Genomic DNA, 26,180 nt, shown 5'->3' on the forward strand with positions numbered 1-26,180 from the left:
TATTAATGTAAATAATTATCTCCCAGTCTCTAGCAAATGAAAAAATTTCCTATTGTTGGTATCACAACATACAACCGCTGTCCAGCAGGCGAATATCGCTTAAATGGAACTTATATTGATGCAGTTCAGGCGGCTGGTGGCATCCCGATTTTACTGCCGCCCAATCAATTAGATCCCGCTAGTATTTTTGATGCAGTAGATGGTTTGATTTTTTCCGGCGGCGGAGATATCAACCCAGAACTTTATGGCGGTTATGTCGATCGCACAGTTTACTCGGTTAATGCAGAACGCGACAATTTTGAATTAAACTTAGCAAAGCTAGCTTTGAAGGCTGACATACCTGTGTTGGGGATTTGCCGGGGAATGCAAATGTTGAACGTAGCCAGCGGCGGCAGTTTGGTGATTCACGTACCGGATGCTTACGGAGACGAGGTTAATCACGGATCGGGAATTCCCCCGCGTGCGATCGAGCATACCATTGAAATTGAGCCAACCAGTCGGCTAGCCAAAATTATGGGAAAAACTTCAACAACAGTTGTTTCCTGGCATCATCAAGCAGTGCGGAAGGTAACATCCGATTGGCGAATTGTAGCCGATGCACCTGACACTGTGGTAGAAGCAATGGAACACTGCTATCACCCTTGGATGATAGCAATTCAATGGCACCCGGAAATGTCGCCCAACTGTTCGTTTAACGCTCGAATTTTTCAGGCTTTCGTAGAAGCAGCATCTTCAAAATTTATGAATTCTACCAAGTCAGCATCACAGGAAATTCATACATTTGGATAGTCACTTATTCTTGATAGTCAGTATCTATTTCAATATCCAGGGTATCTTCATCTATTCTGACATATAGAACATTCGGGCGACAGCAAACCTGACAATCTTCGATATATGATTGCTCCATACCACCGCTGATATCAACAAAAGTTGTACTCGGTTCGCCGCAGAAAGCACAGTAATATTCAGCCGTTGTTTGCATCTTTCTCGCACTCTCTTTTTGTGACTTCGTGGCGGTAGCGAAACATATCTGTTAACCGCATTTCCACCCACCAACCTAACAACAAATCGACAATCGGGCCGCCCGGTATCGAAAATGCGTTAGCGAAGCCCTCGAAGAGGATCGCATCTGTCAATCTAGTCTTGCCATTTTCTGAGGTAAACTCGTGTCGGTGAGTCCAACGTGCCATTGGCCCCTCAGTTTGTTCATCAACAAACAAGCGATATTGTTCGCACTCAGTGTGAGTCGCCACCCATTTTACAGGAATCGGCCCCAATAACAGGCGAAATTCTGATACAGCACCCACATCGAGTCCCCCTTCGCGGCGAATGATTTTCACCGGTTGCCAAGGCGGAGTCAAAAGTTGCAGAATGTCGGGCCTTTCGTGAAAGTTCCAGACTGCTTCAACGGTGGCATTAATTAGGGATGAATATTTAAAATTGGGCATTTTCTAGATTAAGTTAAACAGTTATTTGCGATCGCATTTCAGCATTTGCAGTATTATCCTCTGTATCAGTACAAACAGCAACTGTTAGTTTCAATCCCAAAGCATTCAGCCAAGTTCCCAGATTATAAATCGCATCACTTCCTTGCTGTGACAGCAATTCATCCAGTTTTTTTAAGTGCAATTCATATTCTTCAGGAGTCATTTTCGGTTGACCCAAAGCTTCTGCTACATCGCTGAGAGCTCGTTTTAGCAGTTCAGCTTCCGGCTCTTCCTCCTCTAATGTCGCCGTTATATAGGCGGCTGACAATGCCGGGTTTTTTCTCAGAGATTCAATCAAAAACGGATGATCGGGAATACTTTTAGCCATTGTTTTAAATCCTGTTGTAATCTGTCCAGTATTCTTTTGCTTGGAGGATATCTCGGTTTTGAGTGCTTTTATCTCCACCGCAGAGGAGAAGCACAATTGTTGTTCCAACTTGCCCAAAATAGATTCGGAAACCAGGGCCATAGTCTATTCTGAGTTCGCAAACTCCTTCTCCAACTGAACGATAGTCTCCCAAATTACCAGTAACAACCCGATTTAGCCTAGATCGAATCTTGGCTTGAGTGTTTGTATCTTTGAAGGAATCAAACCACTCAGCGAAAGGTACTCTGCCATCTGATGTGACATAACGCTGAATTTCCTTGGGTTGAACTTCTGGCATAATTGTATTATAGTACGTCGCTCCTTATTTTATCTTGTTAAGTTAGCTTTCAATCTACTTACTTGCAAAGATGCGATCCTCTTCGAGGGCTTCGCTAACGCACTTTCGCATCCGCTATTTCTTAACTCGTCAACTGCAAATCCTTCGTCCTAAAATGACTCATCGCCTCCGCTAAATGCTTCTTCAAAGTCGCCTCCGGTAGCGGCCCTTTTAAATGACTCCAAGGCAAAACCTGATCCAATTCCCACTCTTGAAAAACATAAAAATCCATCTCCGGCAACTGTCCCCGCAACTCCTTAAAAGCCCGCCGATAACTGCCCAAAGTATCGCCGTAATGCCGCACTAATTCCAACAGCCGAGACAACCGCCGATCGCCCTTTGACAACAACCCCTGAATCACAGACCAGTTATAGCTTTCAGGTCTAAATTCTAAACCTAACTTACGCAATTCTTTATCTAAAAACTTCAGCCTCTTCTCCGCATCTTTATTCACTCCAAACCACTGAAAAGGAGTGTGAGATTTCGGGACAAAAGTGCTGCATCCCAGAGTCAACCGCAAACCGGGAACAGCTTTTCTAATCGCCCGCATCATCGCCACCGTCTCCTCTAAATCCTCCATCTCTTCACCGGGAATTCCCGCCATTCCGTAAAGTTTAATTCCCTTTAAACCGCCCGCTTTAGCATTGATAGCAGCTTGGATAATTTCGTCATTTGTGAGTTTTTTATTGACTATTTTACGTAGGCGATCGCTCCCGCTTTCCACCGCAATCGTCACAGATTTGCTGTCTCTGTTGGTCAAAATTTCTGCTAGCTTAACTGTCACCGTATTCGTCCTTACCGAAGAAAGACTCAGCCGCACGCCGTCGTATTTAGGATGATTCAAATGATCCAGCAACGCTTCAAATTCCGGGTGCTGAGTGACCGAAGCACCCAACAAACCCAAACGATTAGTCACAGCTAAACCGCGATCGATCGCCGGAATTAGCGAAGCCTCCAAACTCGCAGTTCTAAAGGGCAAAGTCAGATAACTTGCCAAACAAAAACGGCACATTTCTGGACAACTCCGAACCACTTCCACCATGTAAATATTTTCCCAAGCCGCTTTTTCTGTCACCACAGTGGAAGCAGATAAAGTATTGCCGCGATAAGTCTGTTTTTCAACCATACTGGGAATTTCCGAATCGACAGGATGAATCGATTTAATCCCCTCAGCCGCATCCAGATAAGTTACTTCGTACAAACTGGGGACATAAACTCCCGGAACTTGGGCTAAATGCCGCAATTTAGTTTGTCTGTCGGCGCTACGGACTTCTTTATAAGCATCAATAAAATTGTCAATGAGATGTTCGCCATCTCCCAGCAAAATCACATCAAAAAAATCGGCAAAAGGTTCTGGATTCGCAGTAAAAACCGGGCCACCGCCGAAGACGATCGGATGATTATCAGTTCGTTTTGACGCCCAAATCGGAATTTCTAGAGATTCCAATAAATTTAGAATATTTACATAGTCTAGTTCCCAAGAAAGCGAAAATCCCAGTAATTCTGGATGTCGGGGAAGTTGTTCGCGGATATCAGTAAATAAACGGCCCACTTCAATATCCGATCGCACAGCCAAAGTTGCCCACACTATCTGATAGCCGAGACTGGTAATACCCACCGTGTACTCGTTGGGAAAAGCAAAAATAGTCGGGATAGCATCAGCATCGGGGGTTGCTGGGGCAAATAGTAAGCGTTCTTGGGCAAAGGGATTAGGATTCACGGGCAAATTTAGTTTTAACAATAGGTTTGTTCTTATCTCATTTTAAGCCATTTCCAAAGTCATTGTAGGGTGCGTCAGGGTTGAATGTGGCGACCACAAAATAAGGATCTCCCCGCGGACGCACCCTACAGTTAGTTAGCTGTTACATCCGTTACATCCGAAGAAAGCGAATCGGTTGGCTAACTTCCTTCTTGCTTCTTCAAATTTACTCTGAAATAGAATCGCCATCGTCTTGCCTTCTCGGCGGCGGTGCACTGTGAAAAGTTGCAATCAGCAAACAGATAATCCCAGCATTAATAAACACATCCGCCAGATTAAATACGGGGAACCGAATGATCCGAAAATCGATAAAATCTACAACGTGGCCCGAAACAAATCGATCGATCCCATTCCCCAGTGCTCCCCCCAAAATCAAACCGTAGCCAGCTTGTTCCCAGCGGTTAATTCGTGGCCCGAACCAAGCCAGCACAATCAATCCGACACTAACGCCCAAAGACAGCCACCGCAACCAAATCGCCCCGCCATTGCTGAACAGACTAAAAGCCGCACCGGTATTAACAACATAAGTGAAGTGAAACACGCCGGCTAACAGTGGCTGCGTCTGCGGAGGAACCGTCAAGTCAAAATTTTGCACCACCCACAACTTAGTCAGGTGGTCTAAAACTAAACTGATAACAGCAGCAACCCAGAACAAGGGATTTCTTTTAAAACGCATGAATTAAGCAATAGAAAATGGGGCATCGGGCATGAGAGAATTTACTCCAATCTCACTTGTCATTGCGAGCAAAATGCAGTGGATAAAAGCAATCCCAGCCGCAGCGAGATGACTCTCCCGTTTGGCAATGTATAGTATAACCTTATTTTGCACAATTACCCGTTACCTCTTCCTTCTTCCTTCTTCCTTCTTCCTTCTTCCTTCTTCCTGACATCCGTTACATCCCGTACATTGCTCGTTGCCGAACTTCCTTCGCAATTAATAAAACATCAAGCGACGTAAAGTAAATGACAGCACTGCGATCGCACAAACTACCGCCAATTGTCCCGGCAGAGGATAAACCGAATATTTAAGAATCTCATCGAATAAAGGTGTTTTTTTTGCCGGAGGCAGCAAGTAAGTAAAAATTAGATAAATTAAGCCGATCGCGTGAACAGTGAACAAACCGCACAAACAGCTAAAAGCCATAGATTCCAGCCGCGAAGCCACCTTAAAAGCCACCCAGCCGCACACCCAAGCACCAGGCACAAAACCCAGCAAATACCCAAAACTCGCTTCTTTGAGATAGCCGATGCCGCCGCCTTGATAAAAAACTGGCCACCCAGTTAATCCTAATGCTAAATAAGCAATTTGCGAGAGAGCCGCAGCATTTTTCCCCCCCATGCAGCCTACTAGCAAGACGGCTCCAATTTGATAGGTAACACCTAAAGAGTACGCCTGAAGTCCTCGATCGTCCCACAAACCAATAGGAATTGTGACAGATGCAGTCAAAAAATTGCCTGCTATCGTCAGCAGCAAACCAATAACAGCCCAGATTAATTCAATAGGAGCAGGCATTATAGCAGAAGAAAGAAGGAAGACAGAAGTTGCAATCGACCGTTTATGTTTGTGCAATTAAGAACGTCCTAACCGTCAGGGCGGTTGCTATATCATCAAACGGCATTCGTCAGAATGTATTTGTCAGATGCAAGCTTCAATGCCCGCAGCTTTTAAATTCTTAATAATAGCACTACTATCAAAATAACCACCATTGTATTGTTTTCTGATTCTCAAGCCTCGATCTTGTGATAATTTAATGGGGAATTTTTTGCGATCGGGCGATCGACTGCCTGTTTCCGTAGCTCGGTCTCTGCCATATACCTTATATATTGACACTTGTCAAGCTCATATATAACATTAATAATATTAATTAATATTAAATTGCCATTAAGTGTAAAGATTCTTAACCTAACCTTTACTTTTGCGCGCTATGCTGATGCGGGACACCCATATAACGATCGCAGATTTTTTATACCTATGCTTTTTCGTCTCAACTTGATTAATCCAAACCGTCTGACTACAGCAATTTCCGCTATGGCGATCGCCCTCAGCCTAGCAGCTTGTGGCACCAGCACAACCACAAATAACACCCCCAGCAGTGGCGACACCGCAGCAACTCCCGGCGCTACCCCCGTTGCAGCCACCGGCACAGCAACTCCCAGCAAACTCGCCCTAGCCTCAGACGTAGCCATCACGGCAGCCGGCGCCTCATTCCCCGCCCCTCTGTACCAGCGTTGGTTTCAAGACTTCAACAAAATCAACCCCAAAGTACAAATTAACTATCAATCAGTAGGCAGCGGCGCCGGAGTCGAACAATTTACCAAAGGCACAGTAGACTTTGGGGCCAGCGACACCGGCATGAAAGACGACGAAATCGCCAAAGTTCCAGCAGACAAAGGCGTGATACTGCTGCCCATGACAGCCGGCAGCATAGTCATCGGCTACAACCTGCCAGACTTAACCGAACCACTGAAACTACCCAGAGACGTTTACGCAGATATCTTCGCCGGTAAAATTACCAAGTGGAACGATCCCAAAATTGCAGCGGCAAACCCGGGCGCTAAATTGCCAGACCAAGCCATCACCATCGTCCACCGTTCCGACGGTAGCGGTACCACCGCCGTCTTCACCAAACACCTGAGTGCCATCAGCCCCGACTGGAAAAGTGCAGTAGGCGACGGCAAAACAGTACAGTGGCCCGTAGGCGTAGGCGCAAAAGGCAACGAAGGCGTCACAGCCCAACTCCTGCAAACCGTCGGCAGCATCGGCTACGTAGAATACGGCTACGCCAAAAACAACAATCTCAAATTTGCATCTTTGGAAAACAAAGCAGGCACATTTGTAGTACCTAACGACGAGTCAGCTTCTCAAGCTTTAGCGACTGTGCCGCTGCCGGAAAACCTGCGAGCATTTATCGAAGACCCCGAAGGCGCTCAATCCTATCCAATTGTCACCTACACTTGGATGCTAGTCCCCAAAACAGTTACTGACCCCAACAAAGCCAAAACCATCGAGGCAATGGTTGAATACGGCTTAAATGAAGGTCAAAAAGTTAGTTCCGAATTGGGCTACGTTCCTCTACCCCAAAACGTTAGAGAAAAAGTAGCCGCAGCCGCTGACGGCATCAGCCCAGACTACAAGATTGAGGTTGCCAAATAGTAAGAGAAGTCAGTGGGCCGTTGACAGTTGGCAGTTGTTAGTTGACAGTTGGCAGAGGGAAAAAAGGAAGAGAGATATTTCTGTAGGGGCGGGTTCACCGACAATAATTGCCTAAAATCAATAATCTGATAAACCCGCCCCACCCAACGGTAAATCGCCATCTACCTCTTTCAAAATACAAGGGTCAGGTTTTACCAGAAATATTTGTTGAAAAGTCAGGGGATTAATAAACCCGCCCCTCTTTGACTTTATTTATCGTCTTTCTTTCTGCTTCCTTCGAGCTTTTTCCGAAACAGACTATTTTCCGCTACTATATATTTGGTTTTTTTTTCTATGATTTCCGATAATAACAGCGCTCCATCACAGAGCCGATCGCGCTCTGGGGCAGAAAAATCCTTAGACCAAGGCTTTATCTGGCTGACTCGGATTTTGGGAATAGGAGTTGGTGTAATTTTGCTGGTAATCGCCCTCACCGTTGGTTACAGGGCTTTACCGGCGATTCAAGAGTACGGTTTGGGATTTCTATTTGGCAGTAGCTGGAATCCGGTTAAGGAAGAGTACGGTGCACTGCCGATGATTTACGGGACGATCGTCAGTTCGGCGATCGCGCTCCTAATTGCAGTACCATTAGGAGTAGGGACTGCCATTTTCTTGAGCGAGGACTTTCTGCCGCTGCCAGTGCGTACAGCTTTGGTTTTTTTAGTAGAACTTTTAGCCGCCATTCCCAGCGTAGTCTACGGTTTGTGGGGAATTGCTGTATTGATTCCCATGATTACCACTCTCGGCAAGTTTCTCAACGGCACTTTCGGATGGCTGCCGATTTTTAGCACCTCGCCAGTTGGGCCGGGAATGTTACCAGCAGGAGTAATTTTGGGAATCATGACTTTGCCCATTATTACTGCTATCTCCCGCGACTCTTTGGCAAGTCTCCCGCCCGATTTGCGACAAGCATCTCTAGGTTTAGGGGCTACTCGGTGGACAACGATTTTTAGGGTACTCGTACCGGCGGCTTTTTCCGGCATTGTCGGCGGAATTATGCTTGGGCTCGGTCGCGCGATGGGAGAAACAATGGCTGCGACTCTGTTAATTGGCAATTCCAATCAGTTAAGTCTTTCTGTGCTAGCTCCGGCAAATACTATTGCTTCTCTGATGGCAAATCAGTTTGCGGAAGCCTCCGGGTTGCAAGTAGCAGCTCTGATGTACACTGGGCTAATTCTGTTTATTATGACGCTGATTGTTAATATTTTGGCCGAGTGGATTGTTTCTCAAGTAAGAGCGAAGTACAACTAGAAGTTTGCCGCCATTTCCTACATATTTTTAGTTTATGTCAAATAGCGTCTCCGATGAGAATCCTTTGGTATCAAAAACAGGCAGTTTAAAGAAGGTTAAAAACAGCCCGCAAGCGCTGTTTAGTCTGGGGATGACTGTATTGGCTGGAGCTAGTCTGGCCATCACTCTGCTGCCTTTGTTTGCAGTTCTTTCCTATGTCACCGTACAAGGTTTCAATCGCCTGAATTTAGACTTGTTTACCAAGCTGCCCCCGCCGCCCGGACTATCGGGAGGCGGTATTGCTAATGCAATTCTCGGTACATTGATGACGGTGGGAATTGCTTCTTTAATTGCTGTTCCTTTTGGTGTATTGGCCGCCGTTTATTTGTCGGAATTCAGCAGCGGCCAAGTAGCTCGCTGGGTACGCTTTGCTACTAATGTCCTCAGCGGCGTTCCTTCGATTATTGCAGGGGTATTTGCCTACGGTTTGTTCGTGGTAAATATGGGAGGTTTTTCGGCAATTGCAGGGGGCGCGGCGCTGGCCGTGCTGATGTTGCCGACGATTGTGCGGACTACTGACGAAGCTCTACAAATCGTCCCGCAAGATATTAGATGGGCGTCGGTTGGTGTGGGTGCTTCTAATTATCAAACGGTTTTGCAGGTGGTTTTGCCTGCGGCAATTCCGGCTATTTTAACGGGCGTGACGCTGGCAATTGCTCGCGCTGCTGGAGAAACTGCTCCTTTGATTTTCACGGCGCTTAATTCGCCTTTTTGGCCGGCAGGATTTGATAAGCCAACTCCGAGTCTTTCGGTTTTGGTGTACAACTTTGCAACGGTTCCTTTTAAGGCACAGAAAGAATTGGCCTGGGCGGCATCTTTGATTTTGGTGATTATGGTTTTATTGACCAGTATTCTTTCTCGCTGGGCTACTCACAAAAAAGTGTATTAGTCAGTTGACAGTTGTCAGTTGTCAGTTGTCAGTTGTCATATCATTTCCGGTTAAATAAATATAATTATTGTAGGGGCGGGTTCGCCAAGATATTCAATACAAACCCGAGTTCCAGTAAAGCCGCCCCGGCCAAGATATTATAAGCAATCTACCGGAATTGAGATCGTTGTTCAGCGGTAATTTGTAAAATTCGATTGGAGTATTACCTGTATGATGATGGATTTAGACAAGCAAACGGAAACAGTTTTACGGACAGAAAATATCAATATTTTTTACGGCGCTTTTCACGCAGTGAAAAATGTTTGTATGGAGATTCCTAAAAATCGCATTACTGCGTTGATTGGGCCGTCTGGCTGCGGTAAAAGTACAATTCTCCGATGTTTTAACCGTCTCAACGATTTAGTTAGCGGTTTTCGTTTAGAGGGTAGAATTGATTACTACGGTCAAAATCTTTACGATCCTGATATTGATGCTGTGGCGGTGCGCCGCAAGATTGGGATGGTGTTTCAAAAGCCGAATCCTTTCCCGAAGTCGATTTATGACAATATTGCTTACGGTGCGAGGGTAAACAATTATAAGGGGGATATGGATGAGCTGGTGGAGAAGTCGCTCCGCCAAGCTTATTTGTGGGATGAGGTGAAGGATAAGTTGAAGCAAAGCGGTTTTTCTCTTTCCGGTGGCCAGCAGCAGCGTTTGTGTATTGCTAGGGCGATCGCGATTAATCCTGATGTAGTGTTAATGGATGAACCTTGCGCTTCTCTTGACCCGATTTCTACGATTAAGATTGAGGAGTTGATGCGGGAACTCAAGGAGAAGTATACGATTGTGATCGTTACTCACAATATGCAGCAGGCTTCTCGGGTTTCTGACCTGACTGCTTTTTTCAATGCTAAACTTTCTGACGATGGGAAGCGGTTTGGCTATCTTGTGGAGTGTGACAAGACTGAGGTAATTTTCCAAACTCCGAAGGAAGAGTCTACTTTAGATTATGTGAGTGGCCGTTTTGGTTGAGTCCCCGACAGGTTGAAGCCTGTCGCTACACAAACTATCGTCCCTCTTTAAGAGACTAAAAACATTTAATTTACTGAGTCTGGTAGCGACCAAAAAAACCTCGTAAAACTTTTCTTAATTTAGAATCCCGCTTTCTTTGAGAAGGCGGGATTCTGGGTTTTATGTTTAATAGCTCGATCTGAGATGTTGCATCATTATCAATAAGCTTTTTAGGAACAGGCAAGATGCCTGTTCCACAAGAAAATTCACTCTTTGTGGAACAGGCATCTTGCCTGTTCTTGACAATGGTGCAAGATGTGAGTCGATCGCACTTTTTGCAGATACAAGCGGCTGATTTTTGTGAAGAAATGCTCGAAGAGTTCACATGTTCTTCATCCAATGCTTGAACAGGTTTTCTTTGACCATACTTTGCCGCATAACTTCGAGCAAGTATTCCTGAGCTTGGTCTTGGCTTAACCTTTTGACTTCTTCGCGCAGCACTTGAAGTTTGAACTGCTGTTCCATGCTGAGGCTGGTTGTAGGCATATCCATAAATCGCTCCTCCAGTTTGCTGAGATTAATGCGAAATTGATCGGAATGACGTTTCGCAGGATTTGTTGTGTCTCCTACATTGTAAACTATCATAACATTCCCTTGACAATATGTCCAAAGTAGACATTTTGAAACTAATTTGTGTCGCAAAAGTACATCAAAGTGGGGGGAGCCTTATCATAAAAAGGCGTAAAGACAGGGAAGCCTAAGCCAAAGGAGCTAGTTCGTATGGATGCAATGGAGTTTTTTCAAAGCAGTGCTGGGGAATGGCGTTCTCAGCGCAGCACTCACCACCTCGCTTTCCGCCAAGCGGAGATTGGGGATTCAAATATTCAGGTAACGGCCCTGGGTGCGGATGACGCGCGAGTCGCCGATATTTGCAAGATGCACGAAGTTGATCCGAGCCGGGCTGCTGGGGGGGCTTTTGTGACTTGGCACGGCTCGATGGCGTGGGATAAGGATGATGAGAATCATAAAGGGTCTACGGTGTTCGCGATCGTCCCCGATCCTGAAAATCCCCGGCAGGGGTTGATGTTGCGGGAACGGGGCTATGCGGAAATTGTGCCGGTGGCTGGCCGTTTTGAGATGGATGATGAGGATGGGCTGCTGCTGATTACCGAATACGAGACGATGAGTTCGATCGAGCGTTTCTGGTTTGCTAATCCGAACGTGCGGATGCGGACGAGTACGGTAAAGCGCTTTGGCGGTTTCAGCACATCGACTTTTTGTACCGAAATTCGGGTGCAACCAGACTCGGATGCAACATCAGAAGCAGCAGCAGATCAAGTGGTCGGCAGCGAGTTTTATTCGGCTCTGGGTTGGTAATTTGGCTGTGGGATGTTGACTGTTGACTGCTGACTGTTGATTGTTGAGTGTTGACTGCCCACTGCCCACTGCCCACTGCCCACTGACAACTGACAACTGACAACTGACAACTGACAACAGTCAACAAATGTTACAGATTGTTGCAAAAATTCAGGAAAATCAGATTTAGATTGCGGGAATCCCCTAATCTGTATGTTGGTTAGTTGTATCCGTTATGCTGGCAGCTCACGGTGTCAACTATTTCTGAAATTTGAGATAACGGAGATTTTAACGTGGCGCTTCCTTTATTAAGCTACGCCCCCAAGAGCCAAAACCAGCGCGTTGCTGGTTTTGAAGTGGGGAGCGACGAGCAGCCGAGAATTTTCACAACTGAAAATGTGCTCTCGTCTGGAGACATGGAAAATTTGATTTGGGCTGGATATCGCCAGATTTACAGCGAACACCAAATCCTCAAGAGCAACCGCCAAAAGTCTTTAGAGTCGCAACTCAAGTTCGGCCAAATTACTGTGCGGGACTTTATTCGCGGTTTGGCGACTTCTTCTCCTTTCCTAGAGCGGAATTACCAAACTAACAGCAACTATCGGTTTGTGGAAATGTGCGTGCAGCGCATTTTGGGCCGGGATGTGTACAGCGAGCGCGAAAAGATTGCTTGGTCGATCGTAGTAGCCAATAAGGGCCCTCAAGGCTTTATTGACGAGTTGGTCAATAGCGAAGAGTACCTGGATAAGTTCGGCTACGATACCGTACCTTACCAACAGCGCCGAATTTTGCCTCAGCGAGTTGGAGGGGACACTCCTTTCAACTTGAAGACGCCCCGCTACGGTGAGTACCACCGTTCGCAGCTTGGCTTCCCGCAAATCATCTGGCAGACAAGTGTCCGCCGTTTTGTTCCTCAAGAACAGCAGGCGAAGGCTGGCGATCCGTCCAACTATTTGGGTATGGCGCGCAATATGCCCCTGCCTGCTACTGCGCCGCAGCGCGTGCCTCTAGCTAATATCAATATCGAGACGATGGTTCCCCGTCGCCGGTAATTGATGCTCTCCTGATGCGATTATTTGTGTCGGGCGATCAACTGAATCGATCGGCTTTTAGGCTGAGAGAGTTTTGAGTCTTGAGTTTTGAGGTTTGAGTTTTTTGAGAAACTTGGAATCCAAAACTCAGGGCTCATACTTTTTTGTCAGTTGTCAGTTGTCAGTTGTCAGTTGTCATTAGTTATTAGTCATTAGTTATTAGTCATTAGTCATTAGTCATTAGTCATTAGTCATTAGTCATTAGTTATTAGTCATTAGTCATTAGTCATTAGTCATTAGAAAGAAAAATCATTCGACCTTTTCTCATTGTTAACTATAAGTGCATAGGTGCATTTATGCAGCCGCAATATAACGAAGGTGCTGGAAAACCATTGCGTCGCCATGCTAAAGAGCTTCGTACCAAAGCCTTATACAGGTACGGTGCCGCAACAGGGTTGGTGTTGTTGCCACTGCTGGTATACGCGGTAGCACCTTTTGCTCCTTTATTTTTGGTCGCGGCTATTTTGATAGCGGCATTAATCGCCCTTCCGTTGATTGAGGACGGGAAAACGTTTTGGAAGTCGTCTCAGAGATTTGACCAAGGGGCCTGTGGTGAAGAAAAGATTCAGCAAGTTTTGAAGTCCCTAATCCAATCTGGATGGATAGCTGAGTACAACTTAAGATTGCCGGAAGTAGGCGATATCGATGTGTGGCTGCGATCGCCTAAAGGAGTCAATTTTATCCTTGATGTGAAGTCTCACTCAACCGTAGTTCAGTTGGATGGGGATGTGCTCAAGCGTCTATCTTACGACGGGAAATTGATAGATTTTAAGAAAGATTTTCTGGCACAGATTGCCAACCAAGCTACGGCTATAAAAAAAGCTAAGAAGTTAACTAAGGTCACTCCAGTAGTTGTATTTAGCGATGCCAAAGTGATTTTGATCAACAAAAAAAAGATTAGGGGTGCTTACGTCATGGAACTGGGCAATCTGGTATCAAGGTTGCAAGAACTCGATCGCACCTATAAAAGTAGATAAGATTGGGACAAATGAGAACAACGGCTGCATCGATATGTTTGACATCAACAAATTTGCACCGATTGGTACCATCCCCGACTTGCACTAGCATCTAAGTGACACTTGTGCTATAAAAAATAGTTAAGGTATCAATAATATTCTGGAGGGAATATTGGACAATACAGGCAAGGTAGATGCAATTCTCAACGCATGGTTCGACTACATTGATTTGGATGATTACAGTAACGCCAGGATTGAAGTAGCCAATCACGATAAGGTCAAACTGCGCGAGAGCAGGCTAGTCGGCGATAGTGTATTAATTGAGCCAGCTATCTTTGAAGAGCTACAACAAAAAGTTAACCAAAGGCAACAAGGTCAACAGGAACCAGTATGGGTTTTATCCTTTCCGCAAGTTTTAGATGTAGAAAAGGGAAAATCTTATCTTTGTCCTTTGTTTAACTTGGAAGTTACATCCATTCTCAAAGGAGAATACCGAGAAGAGGGATGGAACTTAGACGAGTTCAAACTAACAGAAGCAGGAGAGAACGTCACAACCTTCCTGGGACTGGATGAGAAAGAGCGAGAGGACTTGATTACCCAAGATGGGCTGCGACAATTTCTCGAAACAACCTTTAAACTTGAGTTTCAAACTTATGAAGAGTGGATGCAACAGGTGAGCTTACCTCGTCGCCAAATTCAACGGCGGCCGTACTTGTTTGAATTTCCAGGAGGCAGATTTTCAAAGAATCTTCAGCAAGATTTAAAAGAGATCGAGTCTGGTTCAAAAGACTGGTCAACAGGACATCCAGCTTATGAATATCTATTCGGTGTGCCTCAACTTCCAAAACACGAAGTCATTTACATGGGTGCTTTCCCAACCCATGCACCGACTAATTCACAATTAAAAGCACTGAAACACGCTCAAAGCGAACCTGTGACGGCTGTACAAGGTCCACCTGGTTCTGGTAAAACTACCCTCATCCTTCATCTTATCGCTCAACAGGTAGTCAATCGCGCACTCAGATTAATTGATGGAGAGGAGGATATCAATAATCTGACAGTTGTTAGCAGTACCAATAATAAAGCCGTTGACAATGTTATTGAAAAAATAGATGAATGGTTAAATAACGATCGTTTAGAACATAATTTTCTCTATCTCAAAGGAGGGAGTATAGAGAATATTCAAAAAGCAGGATGTGCGATCGAGCAGCTAAAAAAAGGAATTGAATACATTCAACAACATAGTTTTAACGAAACAGCTTTTAATCAAAACAAGCAGAAAATAAAACATATCCAAGATGACATTTTATTAAATGAGTCGAATTATTTAGCAGCTCGCCATCAAAGAGCTTTAGATGAAGAACGACTGCCTCATCTTCGGGAAGAGATACAAACACTTCAACAGCATTTAGATGAGGTAATAGCTACTCAAAGCAATTTGCAGCAACGAGCGACAGATTTAGCAGAATACGAACAACTACCAATAGAAGCTTATCGAAAAATAGAATTGCGTTTTAGTAATGCGGAACGACAGATGCCAGAAGGAAGATTACCTTGGTGGACTCGTTTGTGGCGCTGGATAACTGGGAGAACAGAAAAACAGATTATAACTAAGGCTGTTTTAGCTTGCGAATCAGCGATTGAAAGTACATTCAATACTCCTTTCCCTGTAGGAAATCCCAAAAATCGCCGCGAATTTTTTCAAGAATTAGGGAGGGTTACGGAAAAACTAGCAAAAGCAAAAGACCTACAACACATACAGGCAAGCTTGCAAACAATTGGTGAAGATATAGCCAACACAGAGCAACGAAAAGATGAAGCGGATAGAGAATTAACTTCCTTAGAAAACAGCTTGGTAACTCCACTGGAAGATTTTTACGCTTGCTTTCATGAAAAAAATCACGATCGGCATCAAGAGCTATTTAAGCTATCGCGGGAATTTCTGACTCAGCAAGCACTACAAGATAAGGACAATGTAGAAAAAGCTTTGAAGTTATATTTAGATTGTATTTCGAGATATTCTAAGGCCCCTAACAAGTTTAAAACAAACCCAGATGAGTATTTTAAAGCCATAAGTTTGATATTTCCTGTCATTAGCTGTGGGTTGTTCTCAGTACGAAATATGCTACCGCGCATCTCTGAGTGTGTCGATCGCACAATTATAGATGAAGCTGGAATGATTCCACTGCATCAGAGCTTTCCGTTGCTGGTGCGATCACGCAAGGTCATTATTGTCGGAGATCCTCTACAAATTGAGCCTATAATTACTTTAAGTGACCAAAGACGCGATGACTACGGCAAAACAGCGTTTCTTGACAAAGGATTAACTGAAATTGATTACAATCGTTACAGCCCTGAAGAAGAGTATAGCGCCACTACCTATCATCGCGCCGCTGGAGCAACTGGAGCAAATGGCAACACAGGTAATGGGATTCGTTTGATGGAGCATTACCGCTGCCAACCTAGTATTATTGAATATTGCAATAATAGTGCTGGATATGGATTAGAGGTAAAGACACAACCAAGAGTCTCACCATTGAAAACAAACTTAATTGCTCACCATGTTGAGGGAAATATTGAGGGGAATGTAAATCAGCAAGAAGTTACTGCGATACGTGAGTTAATCCCGCGCCTTTTGAATCAAGGTTATTCCCTTGCAGACATTGGTATAATTTCACCCTTTAAAGTTCATGCTGATGCTTTGAGGGATGATTTACGTAGTAGAAGGAATTTTCCTGAATTTCATAAAAATGATATTGGGACTATTCATACTTTTCAAGGTTCGCAGAAGCGAGTAATTATATTATCCACAAAAGTATGTAGATCGCAGGATAATTTTAGCTTTATTAACAGAAAAACCAATCTTCTTAATGTCGCTGTATCTAGAGCCGAAGAACTTTTTATTTTGGTCGGCAACCTTTATCGACTAGAGAAAGCGGGAGGCTATACCGAGCGGCTTGTCAAACATATTCAAACAAATGGATTGGTTTTCGATTATAAATCTAAATCTGAATTAGAAAATCCTTATAAAGACTCTGCCATTGATATAGTTTCTAATTGCAAGCATTTGGATTATTTTACTAGAGCTCTTCAGGAAGTAGAACAAGAACTGATAGTAGTAACTCCTTGGATTCGAGGAGACGAACCCAAACAATTTGCTGATAATATTGTTTCAGCCTTGGAAAGAGGTGTTCAGGTGAAAGTAGTTTACGGATATGTCAATCCGACTCGTGAAAGTTATGCAAACAATGATAATAATGATGCTGAAGCTGAGAAACTTCTGAGGGATTTATTTACTTCATATCCCAAGTCGCGCCTCATTCGTTCGCGTCGTGAAGGAACAAATCAAAGAATTTTGTTCTGGGATAATAACTTTGCAGTAGTAGGCAGTTGGGACTGGCTTTCTCACCGATATCGAGATAAGTGTGATTTATCACCAATGAATCCAGATGCTCAAATACGTGGAGAGACAAGTGTTTTGGTTTCTGATTCCTTAAGCCTTGCATTATTGAAGGAAAATATAGATGGACTCATTCAAGAAGAGTCGTAACCTTTTAGCGATTAGGCGATCGCAACAAAATTATTGACCAAAATAACGATAGATTTTAGACTTTATACAAAAGAGCAGACAACTCGAAAGCCAACATTTTTATTACTGCTACTCGGATTACCAAAAAAACGAGATGCAGAACGGCATATGTTGGGAGGCGAAGTCCACGAACCACCCCGCAATATTCGACCTTCCTCATTTCCATTAATCAGCCATACACTGCCATCTGATGGTGCGTCCTGATAGTTTTTGTGATAATAGTCAGCACACCACTCCCAGACTAACCCGTGCATATCGTGTATTCCAAAGGCATTAGCTGAGAAAATGTCAACTTCGCTTGTTTCTTGGCGATAAATTCCATTGGGTTCATTCCCATAAGTTCCTTTGTACAAACGACATTTTATTTTCTGATTCTGTCCACAATAGTTTGCTAAGTGTGTTGTAATGGTTGCACCAAAATGAAACGGGGTTGTTTCTCTGGCACGACAGGCGTATTCCCATTCAGCTTCGCTGGGTAAGCGATATAAACGTCGTTTTTTCTCCGATAGTCGATCGCAAAACTCCTCAGCATCATACCAAGAAACCCGCTCAATCGGTCGATTATCCCCTTTAAAGCAGGATGGATCGGGGTCGAGGTCACGCTTGATTTTTGGAAGGGATGCGATCGCTCTCCACTGCGCCTGAGTGATGGGATATTTACCCATAAAAAAGGGTTTTACAGTAACTAGATGTTGGGGACGTTCCTCCTCGCCAGATTCAAGTTCTTCTTTGGGCGCTCCCATTGTAAATTTACCACCTGGGATGGAAACCATTTCCAGCTCAACTCCATTACCCAAAATTTCTAGAAAGTATTGTGCCTGTTTTGGGCAACGTTTAGTTTCTCGCCATTGAGCATCCACAGTTACCACTTCAAACTCAAAAGTTGTGGTGTCTGGAATTAACGATATTGGTGGGTTCCTTGAGCAATTTGTTGTCAAATCATCGTTTGCCAGGGGGAATTTCTCTGGTTCCCTACAATGGGTTGGAAGATAATCTGTATCGCCATCCCAACTGCGATGATACAAATAAGTTGGCAGTTGTTTTTTACCTAAGCTGGCAACTTGCTGCTTTACTTTCTTGGTGATTTCCTCCATATTCGGAGGCCAGTATTCTAAAGATTCCTGTTCCAAAGCATCCCTCACAGCTTCAGAAAAATATCCGGTTTTTTCTTGAGGGTTGATTTTTGCTTTTTCCCCTTCCCTAGTTGCAAATAAAACAAATGTTTGACTGTCCTGCCTCGGACTACCGCTAGAAAAATCTTTACCATTCAAGTTCTTTGGAAGTGTGCTTAACTTTAAGAAATCCGCACACGCATCAAAAATGCAAATATGATTCTGTATTTTAAAGGAATCTGACTTTAACAAAAGAAACAAAGAATCTAAATTTAGGTTGCGCCAGTTCTGAAAAGTCGCATCTGCACATAGCAATCTGCGTTTTCTTTCTGAAGTCAGCAAGCCATGTCCCGCCCAAAAAATACAAAGTAAATCCCCTTTCTTTTGAGACAAATTATTCTCAATTATTTCAGATAAATTATGTTCTGTTGCTTCCTCTACTTTTAAATCTAATTGCTCAACTAAGTGATTATTTTCTTCTAGCGGTGACAAGCAAAGCCGGATATTCTTTTCCGGTACACCTCGCTTACACAGCCAGTCGGCGAACTTCAAAGCGTCATTTGCAGGACCACCGCCTTTGACATTCCAAGAAGTTTCTTGGTATTTCTCGATACCTACAACCAAGCCATAAGTCCGCTCGGGTTTAGCAATTATTTCTGTCATGGTAGTCTGGGAACGATCGCTTTCCATGTTGCAGGATTTTCCCAGTAAGCGCTGTGCGATCGCGGAAATGGTTGTTTGCTATCTACCAAAACATCCTGCACTTTATTCGGGAAAATATTAGCACCAATGTAACTGAGAAAATCCCGTAAATCGTATATATTCAACCAAGCTGGGAAATTCTCTGGTAGCGGTTCACCAAATTCCAAGCTGTGCAGCGCATTAATCTCATATAAAAATGGTGCTTGAGAACCAACTGTCACTAATAACGCCACCTTCTCCAAACATTCTTTGACGAGCAAATCAACGCAAGCAATGCCTCCCAAGCTATGAGCTAGTAAGACTACAGGTGGTTCAGCTTGCTCAATAATTTCTCGGATAAATTGGCGAATTTTTTCTCCTCGACTCTGATAAAGCAAGATATCGCAAGGAAAGGGTGAAATTGCATCTGTAATGCTGCCGCGCTTGCGCTTTATCGCAAATGTTGTTGGATGCGCTCGCAAAGAAAGAGCGTTCCACACCCAACCTTCCAATCCCAACTCCGCTTCTCCCAAAGCACAACTGAGCGTTTCTACCACTTTATCCCGCAAATCAGCATTGGTGAGAATTGACGGATACTTCTCCTGTTGTTCGCAGTAAAACATTGCCTGAGCTACAATCGCTCTTGCTATAGCATCACAATACTCACTTAAGGAGTCCGATGATTTTTGCAAAGCTTCATGATAGGCTTCACTGCGAATAACTGCTTGTAGTGCTTCATCAAAAACCAAAGCAATTCCCGCCTCAACCAAAAGCGCTTGCAGTTCCGGTGAAGGCTCAAATCTTTGCAACAGAGAGTCTAATTCATCACTCGGTTGTTCTGCAAAAATACTAGCAGTACCTTCCTCACTCGGTTTCAGTGACAATAACTGTAATTCATTGAGGGGGTCACGGTATAGCTGTTCCCACAGCAAAATCTCCTTATCTTCTTCCTCCTCTTCCGACAGCGCTAGTGTCGCATCATACAAAGGTATAGATGCCCCTTGAGCATTTAACTTGGTTCCCAACATTTCGCCCCACAAACAAGGGACGACTTTGATATCGGGACGTTGGATAGCAAGCTTTTTTTGAATTAGCGCAAAATTTTCCTCGTATTGAGTTGGTCGTACCCCTGTGCCATGTACAAATACAAGAGTTGTCATTGTTTTACAGATACTCAAAGGGATTCTATACCACTTTACGGGTGCTTATAAAAAAAGTAAAGATTCTGCTTCCGTTATAGCACCAGACAGAGGCAGATGAGGACAAAAATTCGATAAAAGCTCTGCAAGCGTTTGATGGCGACTTGCCCTCACCGCTTTGGTGACTGCTATACCAATTATCAAATATTAGCTCGCAATCGCAATATTTTCAACAAAGTGTTGAATTGATCGGGTAAAGGCGCGATCGCCTCTATTAATTCTCCTGTTACGGGATGCTGCAAAGTCAGCCGCCATGCGTGGAGGGCTTGTCCGGTTAAATTGACGCCGATGGAACGGTTGGAACTGTACATCGGGTCGCCGACAATGGGATGTTTTATTTCCGCTGTATGGACGCGAATTTGATGGGTGCGGCCTGTTTCTAATTGATAGTGCATTAAGCAATAGTTGCCAATTCTTTCTTTGATTGTCCAGTGAGTAACTGCGGGGCGACCGCCTTTTTCTACTGGTACTACCGCCATTTTTTTGCGGTCTGTGGGATGCCGGCCGATGGGTAGGTCTATTGTGCCTGTTTCGGTGTTGGGAGCCCCGTAAACTATGCCTAAATACTCGCGGCGGGCCGTTTTGGTTTTGAGTTGGGCTTGCAGGTGTTGGTGCGCGATGTCGGTTTTGGCGATCGCGATCGCACCTGTTGTATCTTTGTCTAATCTGTGTACGATTCCCGGCCGCTGAACTCCGCCTATTTCTGCTAGGGGACAGTGGGCTAAGAGGGCGTTGACTAAGGTACCGTCTTGGTGTCCGGCTGCTGGGTGGACGACTAATCCGGCTGGTTTGTTGATGATAATTAGGCTGTCGTCTTCGTAGAGGATGTCGAGGGGAATTGCTTCGGGCTGCAACTTTGTGGGCTGGGCTTCAGGTAATGTGAGGTGGATGCGATCGCCCGTTTTTACTGATATTTTTTTCGAGGTGCAGGTTTCGTCGTTGACTTTGACGTTACCTTGTGATATGAGGCTTTGGATTCGCGATCGGGATAAGTCCGGTATCTGGTTTGACAGCCAAATATCTAATCGCTGATTGACATTACTGCGATCGAATTCCTCTGTATTTTCTACTGTGTAAATCTGTGCCGCAGTGTCTGTTTCTATCATTTACTTTCTTTGGTAATCGGTAATCGCTAATTTAAAATCGATCGATTTGTATGCACTACATATCCTGTAGGGGCGGGTTTCACCCATAATAATTGCCTAAAACCTATAATCTCGTAAACCCGCCCAGGGCAAACGCATCATGTCAACAAGCGGGAATTTTACCGTGATTGTTGCGACTATTATCGATAGCTGTAGTTTATTGAAAAGAGATTTGACTGCCGATAGCGGTGGCTATTCCTCAAAACACTACTACTATTCTCCCGGCAATTTAGATGCGTTTGCCCTGTAAACCCGCCCCCACGAACTGGTTTCACCGACAATTATCGCAGTGGCCGCACTGCATAGATTTCGCCTCATTTGCAAACCCAAAAGCTTGCAGCAAAAATTGCCACCTGCACTGCCGATGTTTCAAATATTTTACCATTTCCTCAGCGGCGGTAAAATTTGATTTTTCCGCTTTTTGCTGTGCGGATTTGTCGATCGCATAATTAAAAGGATCTTGCCATGTTAATTGTCCGCTGCTGTGCAAGATTGAAAGGGCGATATCGCTTTCAGGAAATTCGCGGGAAACTGCTTCTATATCGCCTTTAACAGGCAGTTTTTTGGCTAATTGCTGAGCTTCTCGGTATTGCGATCGCAATTTATCTTGAAAAAATTCCTTTCTTTGTTTATCTTCGGGATAAAGCAAACCCGTCGGTTCGCTAATCAATGTCAGGGCGATCGCCGATTTGCCGTCGCGTCCGCCTCTACCAATTTCCTGAATGTATTCCGATAATAGCAAAGGTGCTTGATAATGAACAACCCACCGGACATCTGGCTTATTAATTCCCATCCCAAATGCTGAGGTACAAGTCACAAATTTAAGCTCATTGTTCAGCCAAGCTGTTTCTATTTTTCGTCGTGATTCTGGACTCAAACCTGCATGATATGCTGCTGTTTCATAACCTGCTGCTTCCAACAACTCCGCCAAGCTTTCGCTATCTTTTCTAGTGCGGACATAGACTAAACCTGCTTGTTTTGGTCGAGATTTAATAAAAGTCAATAACTGCTGTTTGCGTCCTCTCGGCGTCCAGACTGTTTGCACTTGCAGGTGCAGGTTAGAACGATAGGGATTTAGCAAAAATGCTTCGGGTTTTTGCAGTTGCAAGACATTTTTGATTGTCTGCTGTGCTTCCGGGTTGGCGGTAGCCGTGAAAGCTGCGATCGCAATTTTACTATTTGCTGGTTTAGCTTTCAACAAAGCCGATCGCACTGTTCCCAAACGGCGGTAAGCTGGTCGAAAAGTATCACCCCACTGTACTAAGCAGTGAGCTTCATCTAATATTAAACCGTTGATTTGGATGTGTGGCTGACTGATAATTTCCCAAACAGGTTTGCTGAGTAATGTTTCGGGAGACAGGTACAGCAATCTTAATTTGTTTTGTTGCAGCGACTGCATAGTTTGTCGGCGCTGCGCTTTTGGCAATTGACTGTGGAGGAGGGAAGCGGGCAGATTGCGATCGCGCAATTCTTGCACTTGATTCTCCATCAGTGCGACTAACGGCGAAACTACCAACGTTAAGCCTGTTTGTAACAAAGCTGGCAGTTGAAAGCAGATTGATTTGCCGCCACCTGTCGGCATAATTATTATTGTATCTTTTCCGGCCAATAAACTACCGACGATTTCTCCTTGGGGCGGTCGAAAGTCGTCGTATCCCCAGATTTTTTGGAAGGTAGCGCGGGCTTGATTTAATGATGTGGGTTCTTGTTGGTATTTCATTGGATTTATCCAAATCAGAAGTGTGAATTATACCTAAAAAAAAATACGCATTAATTACAATTACAGTCGCACTTGCAACCTCAGAAACCGGGTTTCTTCGTAGATTTGTCGTTACTAATGGCAAAGATTTCGTAGAAACCCGGTTTCTCGCCCATGCGCGTCAGCCCTTAAACTGTCCGAAGTGTGATAATTTAATAACAGTTAATAATTTTACTTTAATTTGAATTATGAACGCAAGCACGTTAAGCGAAGTTTTCAGCTATCGGCAAAAGACTTGTGATCTTTTCGACACAGCAGGGGCGGTAGAAGCGGTGCATGAAGATGGTTTTGCGCTGATTCCTGGTGTACTCAGTCCGTCGGAAGTGGCGCAAACAAAGGAAGCACTCGATCGCCTGCAACCCTTCGGACTAGATGGTAGCAGTTGGAGTGAATTGAACCAGCATTTTAAGTGTGTTTTTAATCGCGATCGCCTGTGGCTCTCCTATGCCGATCGACCGGGTATAATTGAATTAGCCGAAGCATTAATGGGCAGCGATTGCCATATTATCGGCATGACTGCGTGGAAAAGCGGGCCCGGTTATGATGGTTGGCGCGTCCACGTCGATCAGGTGTTTGTACCCGTGCCCGAAAGCGTGTTGGCCGGACGCACTTTTCAACTACCAGTATGGATTTGTACAGCCCATTTCTATCTCAGCGACATCGCAGAAGACCTCTGTCCTACCTACATTATTCCTGGTAGTCACAAATCTGGTCGAAAACCAGATCGCGGGGAAGAAACTTGGAACGGACACTCCCCAGAACCAGTTGTGTGCAAAGCAGGAGATGTGTTATTTTTCCGCAGTGAAATTTGGCACTCCGGCGGCAAAAATACGACAACAGATGGAACTCGCTACTTACTGCAAGTCCATTATTCCCACCGCAACATCGCGCAGAAATTTTCGCCTTGGCCCTGGCAGTTTAACCCCGAAATAATCGCTACCGCTACTGAACGCCAACTGCGGCTTTTAGGCAAACATCCTGAGTCCAATTACGGTTAAAATACATGGCTAATTTGGTGGAACCACCTGTATAGCAAGCCTTAGAAGAAATATGAACACCATCTATTCTCTTCTATTCCTTTCTCTTTTCTTCTCTTTCTCTGTGTCCTCTGTGCGCTCTGCGGTTCATAAAAAAAAATATCTGTCACACATCCATTAATATTATAATGTCAAAGTTATGTGAGACTTGGAGTTTTGGATTTGAGATTATCATCCATTCTAGAGGCTGGCAAATCTCCGAATCTCTTGAGCAATCCCAATCCAAAATCCAAAATCCAAAATCTAAAATCGGCTAAGATTGACCGTCACGGCGGCCGAGCTCGTACACGCCACCACCAATACAGGCGATCGTACCCATAGATACCGCCCAACCAGTACCCAGAGACAATTCGACGCCCCAATTGCACAATCCGCCCACAATCAAAAAGGGCACAATGCTCAACAGCGAAGCGTAAAACGCATTTTGGGCTTCTCGGGCTTGGCGGGTTCTTTCAAACTCGGCTTCCGAGGTGTAGAGGGATCTCTCAGCAAAATTCATCCAGCGGTTGAGTTGCAGGATTACCCATTCTGTCAGGGGCGACAGGCCCCAGTATAGCGCTAAAGACCACAAGGACGCACCGGCGATCGCAGTTGCGTCTATGGCAAAACTAAAGGGAAAAATTTCAGTAAGCATTGCTTGATGTGTTATGAATTTGAAATTTTGAATGACATCCAAAATCCCGGAACTAACTATAGTGTCAAGCAAAAGCTCGATCGAATTCAACCGCAGCACGAATTCCTCGGCCAATTTTTTTTTATCACCCCTGGCTATTTACCCGGAAGCCTTGACACCGGTTTTGGATGCAGTAAGATACACGTTGTTATTAAACTGATTCGCGATCGCGGGTAGAGCTCAAAGCCAATCTTGCAGCGAATTGGCATAATTTACATCTTGCACCTCAGAAACGGGCTTTCCGGCCCGTTCCACAAAGAATGATTTTTTTGTGGGGAGTAGGGGTTGGGCAAGAAAGCCCGCCCCTGAAAGCTTTATTGACAAGGGTGCAAGATGTGAGCCTAACAGACAACGCACACTCGCACACACATTTAACTTTGAGCCGTGAAAAAAATCCTGCAAGACTCTAGAGGCCCGCTGACGGCAAAACGCTTTTTTCGTCTCAGACAGATGCTGCTGCTGGCACTTTCGATCGGCATTGTGTTGATTAGCCCTTATTTGCAGCAGCAGGTGGTCAAAGCTCAGTCAGGCTTACCAAGCAGAGTAGCGACGGGTAATTTGTGGCAAGAAGCTTCTTTTCCAGTCGAAAACTTTGAAACATACACTTCCCCCTTCGGCCCCCGTGGCGGGGATTTTCATTACGGTTTGGACTTGGCCGCCCCGGAAGGCAGCTATATCCGCAATTGGTGGGGCGGGCAAGTTGTGGAAGTTTGGGAAGATGGCCGATGCGGCACTGGTATGGTGGTGCGATCGGGAAATTGGGAACACATCTACTGTCATCTCAGAGGCCGAGTGCTAACGGCTAACGGCGGGCGTTATTATACCGATCGCGAAGGTACTTTGCAAATTTGGCAAGGTCAAACAGTGCCTGCGGGTGCGAGAATTGCCAGAGTTGGGATGACCGGCCGCACGAGTGGGCCTCACTTGCACTGGGGATTGAAGTACGGCGGCCGCTGGGTAGACCCGGCTTTGGTACTCCGGGAAATGTACGCGCAACAATCTTAATTTGTCAGTTGTCAGTTGACAGTTGACAGTTGTCAGTTGACAGTTCTTACCAATAATAAATTGTCCGGTTAAACGTCATTGCGACCGTACAGAAGCAATCGCAGAAACATTGCGATTGCTTCGTTTAACTCCCTGCGGACATATCGTAAGTGATTAGGCGGACATGATATAACTAATGACCACTGACCACTGCCAACTGCCAACTGCCAACTGCCAACTGCCAACTGCCAACTGCCAACTGCCAACTGCCAACTGCCAACTGCCA

The 26,180-nt window shown here is 44.8% G+C and carries 27 protein-coding genes; 13 read left to right on the forward strand and 14 right to left on the reverse strand.

Annotation, left to right across the window (positions count from 1 at the left end):
* Positions 1-36: 36 nt before the first annotated feature.
* On the forward strand, positions 37-789 hold the full coding sequence (locus QUA16_RS19600; protein WP_333107084.1) for a gamma-glutamyl-gamma-aminobutyrate hydrolase family protein: 753 nt from the start codon (positions 37-39) through the stop codon (positions 787-789).
* Positions 790-793: 4 nt separating this feature from the next.
* Here QUA16_RS19600 and QUA16_RS19605 read toward each other — a convergent pair whose 3' ends face one another.
* The 8 genes from QUA16_RS19605 to QUA16_RS19640 all read right to left on the reverse strand — a co-directional run bounded on the left by QUA16_RS19605 (position 794) and on the right by QUA16_RS19640 (position 5,781).
* The gene (locus QUA16_RS19605; RefSeq protein WP_006635525.1) at positions 794-982 is read right to left on the reverse strand and encodes a CPXCG motif-containing cysteine-rich protein; all 189 of its coding nucleotides are present in this window, start codon (positions 980-982) and stop codon (positions 794-796) included.
* The gene (locus QUA16_RS19610; RefSeq protein ID WP_333107082.1) at positions 966-1,448 is read right to left on the reverse strand and encodes an SRPBCC family protein; all 483 of its coding nucleotides are present in this window, start codon (positions 1,446-1,448) and stop codon (positions 966-968) included. The genes QUA16_RS19605 and QUA16_RS19610 overlap by 17 nt, the downstream gene beginning before the upstream one ends.
* A 13-nt stretch (positions 1,449-1,461) precedes the next feature.
* The gene (locus QUA16_RS19615; RefSeq protein WP_333107080.1) at positions 1,462-1,815 is read right to left on the reverse strand and encodes a transcriptional regulator; all 354 of its coding nucleotides are present in this window, start codon (positions 1,813-1,815) and stop codon (positions 1,462-1,464) included.
* Between the two features lie 4 nt (positions 1,816-1,819).
* Positions 1,820-2,152, reverse strand: a complete 333-nt coding sequence (locus tag QUA16_RS19620; protein ID WP_194008965.1) for a type II toxin-antitoxin system RelE/ParE family toxin — start codon at positions 2,150-2,152, stop codon at positions 1,820-1,822.
* 121 nt (positions 2,153-2,273) lie between these two features.
* Entirely contained in the window at positions 2,274-3,911 is a 1,638-nt protein-coding gene (locus QUA16_RS19625; RefSeq protein WP_333107078.1) for a radical SAM protein, read from the reverse strand.
* A gap of 205 nt (positions 3,912-4,116) precedes the next feature.
* Positions 4,117-4,626 carry a signal peptidase II gene (lspA, locus tag QUA16_RS19630; protein WP_333107076.1) on the reverse strand — a complete coding sequence of 170 codons (510 nt, stop codon included), beginning with the start codon at positions 4,624-4,626 and terminating at the stop codon, positions 4,117-4,119.
* Between the two features lie 258 nt (positions 4,627-4,884).
* Entirely contained in the window at positions 4,885-5,463 is a 579-nt protein-coding gene (locus QUA16_RS19635; RefSeq protein WP_333107074.1) for a biotin transporter BioY, read from the reverse strand.
* Between the two features lie 123 nt (positions 5,464-5,586).
* Positions 5,587-5,781: a hypothetical protein gene (locus QUA16_RS19640; protein ID WP_333107073.1), complete on the reverse strand. Its 195-nt coding sequence runs from the start codon at positions 5,779-5,781 to the stop codon at positions 5,587-5,589.
* 141 nt (positions 5,782-5,922) lie between these two features.
* Between QUA16_RS19640 and pstS the strand changes: the two genes are divergently transcribed.
* The 4 genes from pstS to pstB all read left to right on the forward strand — a co-directional run bounded on the left by pstS (position 5,923) and on the right by pstB (position 10,333).
* Positions 5,923-7,104, forward strand: coding sequence for a phosphate ABC transporter substrate-binding protein PstS (gene pstS / locus QUA16_RS19645; protein ID WP_333107072.1), 1,182 nt, complete (start codon positions 5,923-5,925; stop codon positions 7,102-7,104).
* 333 nt (positions 7,105-7,437) lie between these two features.
* On the forward strand, positions 7,438-8,394 hold the full coding sequence (gene pstC, locus QUA16_RS19650; RefSeq protein ID WP_333107071.1) for a phosphate ABC transporter permease subunit PstC: 957 nt from the start codon (positions 7,438-7,440) through the stop codon (positions 8,392-8,394).
* A gap of 34 nt (positions 8,395-8,428) precedes the next feature.
* Positions 8,429-9,322, forward strand: a complete 894-nt coding sequence (gene pstA / locus QUA16_RS19655) for a phosphate ABC transporter permease PstA (protein ID WP_333107069.1) — start codon at positions 8,429-8,431, stop codon at positions 9,320-9,322.
* A 210-nt stretch (positions 9,323-9,532) separates the two neighbouring features.
* A complete protein-coding gene (pstB, locus tag QUA16_RS19660) occupies positions 9,533-10,333 on the forward strand; it encodes a phosphate ABC transporter ATP-binding protein PstB (RefSeq protein WP_333107068.1) in 801 nt (266 codons plus the stop codon).
* A 360-nt stretch (positions 10,334-10,693) separates the two neighbouring features.
* Here the strand turns inward: pstB and QUA16_RS19665 are convergent, their stop codons facing one another.
* On the reverse strand, positions 10,694-10,864 hold the full coding sequence (locus tag QUA16_RS19665; protein WP_190657595.1) for an NblA/ycf18 family protein: 171 nt from the start codon (positions 10,862-10,864) through the stop codon (positions 10,694-10,696).
* A 228-nt stretch (positions 10,865-11,092) separates the two neighbouring features.
* On the opposite strand from QUA16_RS19665, the gene QUA16_RS19670 reads away from it, so the two are divergent.
* From QUA16_RS19670 to QUA16_RS19685, 4 genes are all read left to right on the forward strand, one after another.
* Positions 11,093-11,689, forward strand: coding sequence for a phycobiliprotein lyase (locus QUA16_RS19670; protein WP_333109695.1), 597 nt, complete (start codon positions 11,093-11,095; stop codon positions 11,687-11,689).
* 272 nt (positions 11,690-11,961) lie between these two features.
* Complete coding sequence (locus QUA16_RS19675; protein WP_333109694.1) at positions 11,962-12,720, forward strand: phycobilisome rod-core linker polypeptide; 759 nt, start codon at positions 11,962-11,964, stop codon at positions 12,718-12,720.
* Between the two features lie 335 nt (positions 12,721-13,055).
* A complete protein-coding gene (locus tag QUA16_RS19680; RefSeq protein WP_333108436.1) occupies positions 13,056-13,736 on the forward strand; it encodes an NERD domain-containing protein in 681 nt (226 codons plus the stop codon).
* A 151-nt stretch (positions 13,737-13,887) separates the two neighbouring features.
* Positions 13,888-17,265 carry an AAA domain-containing protein gene (locus tag QUA16_RS19685; RefSeq protein ID WP_333108437.1) on the forward strand — a complete coding sequence of 1,126 codons (3,378 nt, stop codon included), beginning with the start codon at positions 13,888-13,890 and terminating at the stop codon, positions 17,263-17,265.
* Positions 17,266-17,327: 62 nt separating this feature from the next.
* Here QUA16_RS19685 and QUA16_RS19690 read toward each other — a convergent pair whose 3' ends face one another.
* The 3 genes from QUA16_RS19690 to QUA16_RS19700 form a co-directional block, all read right to left on the reverse strand.
* A complete protein-coding gene (locus QUA16_RS19690; protein WP_333108438.1) occupies positions 17,328-19,106 on the reverse strand; it encodes a formylglycine-generating enzyme family protein in 1,779 nt (592 codons plus the stop codon).
* The gene (locus QUA16_RS19695) at positions 19,076-20,257 is read right to left on the reverse strand and encodes a hypothetical protein (RefSeq protein WP_333108439.1); all 1,182 of its coding nucleotides are present in this window, start codon (positions 20,255-20,257) and stop codon (positions 19,076-19,078) included. Before QUA16_RS19695 ends, QUA16_RS19690 begins: the two co-directional genes overlap by 31 nt.
* 179 nt (positions 20,258-20,436) lie before the next feature.
* Positions 20,437-21,402, reverse strand: a complete 966-nt coding sequence (locus tag QUA16_RS19700) for an RluA family pseudouridine synthase (RefSeq protein WP_333108440.1) — start codon at positions 21,400-21,402, stop codon at positions 20,437-20,439.
* 139 nt (positions 21,403-21,541) lie between these two features.
* On the opposite strand from QUA16_RS19700, the gene QUA16_RS19705 reads away from it, so the two are divergent.
* Positions 21,542-21,691: a hypothetical protein gene (locus tag QUA16_RS19705; protein WP_333108441.1), complete on the forward strand. Its 150-nt coding sequence runs from the start codon at positions 21,542-21,544 to the stop codon at positions 21,689-21,691.
* 21 nt (positions 21,692-21,712) lie between these two features.
* Here QUA16_RS19705 and QUA16_RS19710 read toward each other — a convergent pair whose 3' ends face one another.
* Complete coding sequence (locus tag QUA16_RS19710) at positions 21,713-23,161, reverse strand: RecQ family ATP-dependent DNA helicase (protein WP_333108442.1); 1,449 nt, start codon at positions 23,159-23,161, stop codon at positions 21,713-21,715.
* A 227-nt stretch (positions 23,162-23,388) separates the two neighbouring features.
* Here QUA16_RS19710 and QUA16_RS19715 point away from each other — a divergent pair, with 227 nt between their 5' ends.
* Complete coding sequence (locus QUA16_RS19715) at positions 23,389-24,198, forward strand: phytanoyl-CoA dioxygenase family protein (protein WP_333108443.1); 810 nt, start codon at positions 23,389-23,391, stop codon at positions 24,196-24,198.
* 292 nt (positions 24,199-24,490) lie between these two features.
* On the opposite strand, the gene QUA16_RS19720 is transcribed toward QUA16_RS19715, so the two are convergent.
* Positions 24,491-24,871: a hypothetical protein gene (locus QUA16_RS19720; protein ID WP_333108444.1), complete on the reverse strand. Its 381-nt coding sequence runs from the start codon at positions 24,869-24,871 to the stop codon at positions 24,491-24,493.
* Between the two features lie 6 nt (positions 24,872-24,877).
* Here QUA16_RS19720 and QUA16_RS19725 point away from each other — a divergent pair, with 6 nt between their 5' ends.
* Together QUA16_RS19725 and QUA16_RS19730 are read left to right on the forward strand one after the other, a co-directional pair.
* On the forward strand, positions 24,878-25,087 hold the full coding sequence (locus tag QUA16_RS19725) for a hypothetical protein (RefSeq protein ID WP_333181302.1): 210 nt from the start codon (positions 24,878-24,880) through the stop codon (positions 25,085-25,087).
* Positions 25,088-25,360: 273 nt separating this feature from the next.
* Positions 25,361-25,915, forward strand: coding sequence for a M23 family metallopeptidase (locus tag QUA16_RS19730; protein WP_333108445.1), 555 nt, complete (start codon positions 25,361-25,363; stop codon positions 25,913-25,915).
* Positions 25,916-26,180 lie beyond the last annotated feature (265 nt).

This window comes from Microcoleus sp. S13_C3, from assembly GCF_036700905.1.
Classification (GTDB): Bacteria; Cyanobacteriota; Cyanobacteriia; order Cyanobacteriales; family Microcoleaceae; genus Microcoleus.

Coding starts and splice junctions, on each gene's coding strand:
- QUA16_RS19600 (WP_333107084.1), top strand. CDS start 37: ATGAAAAAATTTCCTATTGTTGGTATCACAACATACAACCGCTGTCCA.
- QUA16_RS19605 (WP_006635525.1), bottom strand. CDS start 982: ATGCAAACAACGGCTGAATATTACTGTGCTTTCTGCGGCGAACCGAGT.
- QUA16_RS19610 (WP_333107082.1), bottom strand. CDS start 1,448: ATGCCCAATTTTAAATATTCATCCCTAATTAATGCCACCGTTGAAGCA.
- QUA16_RS19615 (WP_333107080.1), bottom strand. CDS start 1,815: ATGGCTAAAAGTATTCCCGATCATCCGTTTTTGATTGAATCTCTGAGA.
- QUA16_RS19620 (WP_194008965.1), bottom strand. CDS start 2,152: ATGCCAGAAGTTCAACCCAAGGAAATTCAGCGTTATGTCACATCAGAT.
- lspA (WP_333107076.1), bottom strand. CDS start 4,626: ATGCGTTTTAAAAGAAATCCCTTGTTCTGGGTTGCTGCTGTTATCAGT.
- QUA16_RS19635 (WP_333107074.1), bottom strand. CDS start 5,463: ATGCCTGCTCCTATTGAATTAATCTGGGCTGTTATTGGTTTGCTGCTG.
- pstS (WP_333107072.1), top strand. CDS start 5,923: ATGCTTTTTCGTCTCAACTTGATTAATCCAAACCGTCTGACTACAGCA.
- pstC (WP_333107071.1), top strand. CDS start 7,438: ATGATTTCCGATAATAACAGCGCTCCATCACAGAGCCGATCGCGCTCT.
- pstA (WP_333107069.1), top strand. CDS start 8,429: ATGTCAAATAGCGTCTCCGATGAGAATCCTTTGGTATCAAAAACAGGC.
- pstB (WP_333107068.1), top strand. CDS start 9,533: ATGATGATGGATTTAGACAAGCAAACGGAAACAGTTTTACGGACAGAA.
- QUA16_RS19665 (WP_190657595.1), bottom strand. CDS start 10,864: ATGGATATGCCTACAACCAGCCTCAGCATGGAACAGCAGTTCAAACTT.
- QUA16_RS19670 (WP_333109695.1), top strand. CDS start 11,093: ATGGATGCAATGGAGTTTTTTCAAAGCAGTGCTGGGGAATGGCGTTCT.
- QUA16_RS19680 (WP_333108436.1), top strand. CDS start 13,056: ATGCAGCCGCAATATAACGAAGGTGCTGGAAAACCATTGCGTCGCCAT.
- QUA16_RS19690 (WP_333108438.1), bottom strand. CDS start 19,106: ATGGAAAGCGATCGTTCCCAGACTACCATGACAGAAATAATTGCTAAA.
- QUA16_RS19695 (WP_333108439.1), bottom strand. CDS start 20,257: ATGACAACTCTTGTATTTGTACATGGCACAGGGGTACGACCAACTCAA.
- QUA16_RS19700 (WP_333108440.1), bottom strand. CDS start 21,402: ATGATAGAAACAGACACTGCGGCACAGATTTACACAGTAGAAAATACA.
- QUA16_RS19705 (WP_333108441.1), top strand. CDS start 21,542: ATGTCAACAAGCGGGAATTTTACCGTGATTGTTGCGACTATTATCGAT.
- QUA16_RS19710 (WP_333108442.1), bottom strand. CDS start 23,161: ATGAAATACCAACAAGAACCCACATCATTAAATCAAGCCCGCGCTACC.
- QUA16_RS19715 (WP_333108443.1), top strand. CDS start 23,389: ATGAACGCAAGCACGTTAAGCGAAGTTTTCAGCTATCGGCAAAAGACT.
- QUA16_RS19720 (WP_333108444.1), bottom strand. CDS start 24,871: ATGCTTACTGAAATTTTTCCCTTTAGTTTTGCCATAGACGCAACTGCG.
- QUA16_RS19725 (WP_333181302.1), top strand. CDS start 24,878: ATGTGTTATGAATTTGAAATTTTGAATGACATCCAAAATCCCGGAACT.
- QUA16_RS19730 (WP_333108445.1), top strand. CDS start 25,361: ATGCTGCTGCTGGCACTTTCGATCGGCATTGTGTTGATTAGCCCTTAT.